Origin of the sequence: Protofrankia sp. Cr1, assembly GCF_963555865.1 — a bacterium.
Taxonomy (GTDB): Bacteria; Actinomycetota; Actinomycetes; order Frankiales; family Frankiaceae; genus Protofrankia.
In genome coordinates this window covers 1-3,951 of sequence record NZ_CAUVXO010000480.1, presented here as the reverse complement: position 1 = coordinate 3,951, position 3,951 = coordinate 1, and the positions used below count along the sequence as shown (strand labels likewise).

Sequence of the window (3,951 nt, the reverse complement as noted above, 5' to 3'; positions counted from 1 at the left end):
CGGACCGGCTGACGCCGTGCTGGCCGGAGGTGACGAGGACGCCGCCGAGGTCGACGATGGGGCGCTCTGCGGCGGCGGGGTTTCGGACGACGTCTCGGGGGTGCCGTCGTCGACGTGCTCGTCGGCGGGGAGGGTCGTGACGAGGAAGCTGACCGCCCAGCCGTGGCCGGCGATGCCGTTGAGCATCAGCTGGAGCTGGCCTTTCAAGACCGTGCGGCGCCGGCCGGCGATTCGATGGATGGTGCTGCGAGCCGGGCGCTCACCCGGCATCGCCCCTGGCCAGGAGTCGCGTGGCGACCGGGCGGCGCCCTGGCGTCGCGCCTCAAGTCCGGATCCATCGCCGCGCGGGCCTCGACCTCGTGGCCGACCCGGACCAGCCCACTCGTCGAGGCGGGCAGGGTCCGTGAAACCGTCCTGAGGGCGCGGTGAAACCGGTCGCCCACAGAGTTGTCACCGAGGGCCGGGCACCAGAGCACGGTTCGGAAGGAGTATCTCGATGACAGCCGCGGTCCACGCACGTGGCCTGGTCAAGACGTTCGGCGACCTGCGAGCCGTAGACGGCGTCGACCTTGATATCGGCGAGGGCGAGATCTTCGGCGTGCTCGGCCCCAACGGTGCCGGCAAGACGACGATGCTGAAGATGCTGGCGACGCTGCTAAAGATCGACGAGGGCGAGGGGTCCGTCTTCGGCGTCGACGTCCGCCGCGAGCCGCACCGGGTGCGGCAGCTGATCGGCGTCACCGGTCAGTACGCCTCCGTCGACGAGAACCTCACCGCCGCCGAGAATCTCTGGATGTTCGGGCGCCTGCAGGGCCTGAGCTCACGCAGGTCACGCGACACCGCCGCCCAGCTGCTCGAGCAGTTCGGCCTCGCCGACGCCGCGGACAAGCGGATCTCGCATTTCTCGGGCGGGATGCGGCGGCGGCTCGACCTGGCCGCGAGCCTGATCACTCGGCCTCCGCTGATCTTCCTCGACGAGCCGACCACCGGCCTCGACCCCCGGACGCGCGGGCAGATGTGGGAAACCATCCGCGACCTGGTCGCCAGCGGGTGCACCGTCCTGCTGACCACGCAGTACCTCGACGAGGCCGACCAGCTCGCCGGCCGGATCGCGGTGATCGACCACGGCCGCAAGGTGGCCGAGGGTACACCCGACGAGCTGAAGAGCTCGGTCGGCAACCTGACGTTGCAGCTGCGCCTGACCGCGGGCGCGGATATTTCGCTGGCCGCGGACGTGGTGCGCCGCCAGCTCGGTGAGGAGCCAGTCCTCACCCCGGAGTCCGGGCAGCTCAACGTCCCGATCGAGACGGCCGACCGGGTGGCCGACGTGCTGATCGGGCTGCGCCAGGCGGGTGTCCACGTCGCCTCGGTCGGCGTCGACAAGCCGACTCTCGACGAGGTCTTCCTCGCTCTCACCGGCCACGACACCGGCGAGAGCGAGCGGGCGGACACGACCGAGTCCGAACCCATGCGTGCGGAAGCCCCACAGGAGGTGGCCCGATGACCACGATCACGATCGACTCCCGGGCGGCGGTCGGCCGCGCCCAGAGCCGGCCCAGCCCGGCGGACACGTTCCGCCAGATCATGATCATGGCCTGGCGTGCCACCAAGAAGATGCGGCGCAACCCGGAGCAGTTCTTCGACGTGACGTTGCAGCCGATCCTCTTCACGGCGATGTTCGCCTACATCTTCGGTGGGGCGATCTCTGGCGATGTGAAGAGCTACCTGCCGCTGATGATCCCCGGCATCCTCGCGCAGACCGTGCTGACGACCAGCATGGCCACCGGCACCCAGCTGCGCGAGGACATCGACAAGGGCGTCTTCGACCGGTTCCGGTCGCTGCCGATGGCCCGGATCGCGCCGCTGGCGGGGCCGATGGTCGCAGACCTGCTCCGCTACACGATCGCCGCGACGATCACCTTCGCCATGGGCATCGCGATCGGCTACCGGCCCGGCGGCGGCGTGCTCGGCGTGGTCGCCGCGATCCTGCTCGCGGTCTTCATCGGCTGGTCGCTGGCCTGGGTGTTCACCTGCCTCGGCACCGTCGCGCGCAGCGCCCAGAGTGTCCAGGGCATCTCCATGATGATCATGTTCCCGTTGACGTTCCTGTCGAACGCGTTCGTGCCCATCGACACCCTGCCGGGCTGGCTGGCCGCGTTCGTCAGGGTCAACCCGGTATCGCACCTGGTCTCCGCCGACCGGGAGCTGGCCAACCACGCCCACCTATCCATGGAGGCGGGCTGGACGCTCGTCGCCGGCGTCGCCGTGATCGCGGTGTTCGCGCCGTTGTCCGTACGGCTCTACAAACGGCACCTTTAGCCGGCTGGCGGCCGGCTGACGGCCGGCTGACGGCCAGGCCTACCCGGTCTGGTCGACGGGCCCGATCTGGTCGACGACGCGGCGGGCCGTGTCGGCCAGGTCTGGCCCGTGGCGATCGCCGAACTCGGCGCGCAGGGCCGCGACCCGGCCGGGCGCCCGTTCCTCGGCACAGGGCGCGATCTTCTCCCAGGCCATCGTCGGCATCATCCGGCTGTAGGAGAACCGCTCGGCGAGCACCAGCAGCCGCACGGCCTCGGCCGGGGGCATCGCCGATCGCACCAGCCCCCAGGTGCCGAGCGCGAACAGCGCCATGCCGCACATCGGGTAGTCGAGGTAGCGGTCACCGAGGCCGAGAACACGTGACGTCCTGGCCAGGCACAGGCGAAACAGCTCCGCGCCCTCGGCCTCGTCGCCGCTGGTCCCGTGGTGGGCGAGCACGGTTAACAGGCTCGCGTCGGCGAACAACTGCCAGGGCTCCATGCCGGTCGGAGCCTGGCCGGGGAAGACGAACGCGCGCATGCGCGCCGCAGCGGCCCGAAACGCCGCGAGCCCGGCGACTGGATCTCCCTTCGCCAGCGCGAGTTCCCCCGCGACGGTCCCGAACGCGAACCGGCCGCTGAGGATGGTGTCGGACTCCTTGATCTGGTCCATCTGGCCAAGGTGCCCCCCAGCCTCGTCGAGACGTCCGGTAGCCACGGCGCACAGCGCGAGGACCGAGTGGAGCTGGATCAGGTCGTCGAGCGCGCCGAGCCGTTCGAGCACCGGTAACGCCGCGCGGGCGTGCGGCACGGCCGCGGCCGGATGACCCAGCTGCATGTGCAGTCCGGCCAGATGGGCGTTCAGCATCGCCACGACCCACGGGCCGTCGAACGCCCCCCGCATCAGGGCCAGCGCGCGCTCGGCCGCGTCGATCGCGCCCGCGGGGTTACCGGCGTTCTCGAGCAGATAGCTCCGCCACTGCAGGGCCGCGATCGCGACGGACGGGTTCGGGGAGCCGGCCAGCTGGCCCAGCCGTGTTTCCAGGCCCCCGGCGCGGGCCGGGTCATGCGCGAGCAGCACCGTGACCATGGCGTTGATCCGGGTGTCGCCACGCTCGTCGGTCCCCAGCCGGACGAGCAGGTCACGGATCGGACCGAGTGCCTGGCTCGTCGCAATGATCATGGTGTTCTGCATCACGATCACCATGGCCGCGCGGGTGGGGTCGGCCAGCTCCGCCGGTGGCCACCAGCCGGCGACCGTCTCGGCGACCGTGCCCGCAAGCGCCGCCACCCTGGTGTGCTCACCCCGGACGGACCACAGTCCGCCCAGGCCGCACAACACCTGGACCGCGGCCTCCGGGTCGGCGCCGGCCAGCGCCTGGCGCAGTGCGTCCGCCAGATTGATCTCCTCCGCGGCAAGCGCGTCGATGCCCGCGAGCTGGTCCGGGCCGAACAGCCCCCGCGCCGCGGCGCTCGCGTAGCGGATCGCCCACGCGCGCCGGGACGCCTGCGCCTGCTCCCGCTCGCCGGCCTGGGCGAGGCGCATCCGGCCGAACTCGCGCACCGTCTCCAGCATCCGGTACCGAACGCTGGCGTTCGACTCGGCGACGGTCAGCAGGGACTGGTCCACCAGCGCCTGCACCGCGCCCAGCGC

The 3,951-nt window shown here is 71.3% G+C and carries 2 protein-coding genes and 2 pseudogenes; 2 read left to right on the top strand and 2 right to left on the bottom strand.

Annotated elements, in window-relative coordinates:
• Nucleotides 1–186 (bottom strand): annotated as a pseudogene (locus tag U9980_RS24145) (hypothetical protein); the annotation flags it as partial.
• Between the two features lie 310 nt (nt 187–496).
• Here U9980_RS24145 and U9980_RS24140 point away from each other — a divergent pair.
• Both U9980_RS24140 and U9980_RS24135 read left to right on the top strand, forming a co-directional pair.
• The gene (locus U9980_RS24140) at nt 497–1,504 is read left to right on the top strand and encodes an ATP-binding cassette domain-containing protein (protein WP_322770027.1); all 1,008 of its coding nucleotides are present in this window, start codon (nt 497–499) and stop codon (nt 1,502–1,504) included.
• Nucleotides 1,501–2,319: an ABC transporter permease gene (locus tag U9980_RS24135; protein WP_322749809.1), complete on the top strand. Its 819-nt coding sequence runs from the start codon at nt 1,501–1,503 to the stop codon at nt 2,317–2,319. The genes U9980_RS24140 and U9980_RS24135 overlap by 4 nt, the downstream gene beginning before the upstream one ends.
• 39 nt (nt 2,320–2,358) lie before the next feature.
• On the opposite strand, the pseudogene U9980_RS24130 reads toward U9980_RS24135, so the two are convergent.
• Nucleotides 2,359–3,951 (bottom strand): annotated as a pseudogene (locus tag U9980_RS24130) (transcriptional regulator); the annotation flags it as partial.

Coding starts and splice junctions, on each gene's coding strand:
- U9980_RS24135 (WP_322749809.1), top strand. CDS start 1,501: ATGACCACGATCACGATCGACTCCCGGGCGGCGGTCGGCCGCGCCCAG.
- U9980_RS24140 (WP_322770027.1), top strand. CDS start 497: ATGACAGCCGCGGTCCACGCACGTGGCCTGGTCAAGACGTTCGGCGAC.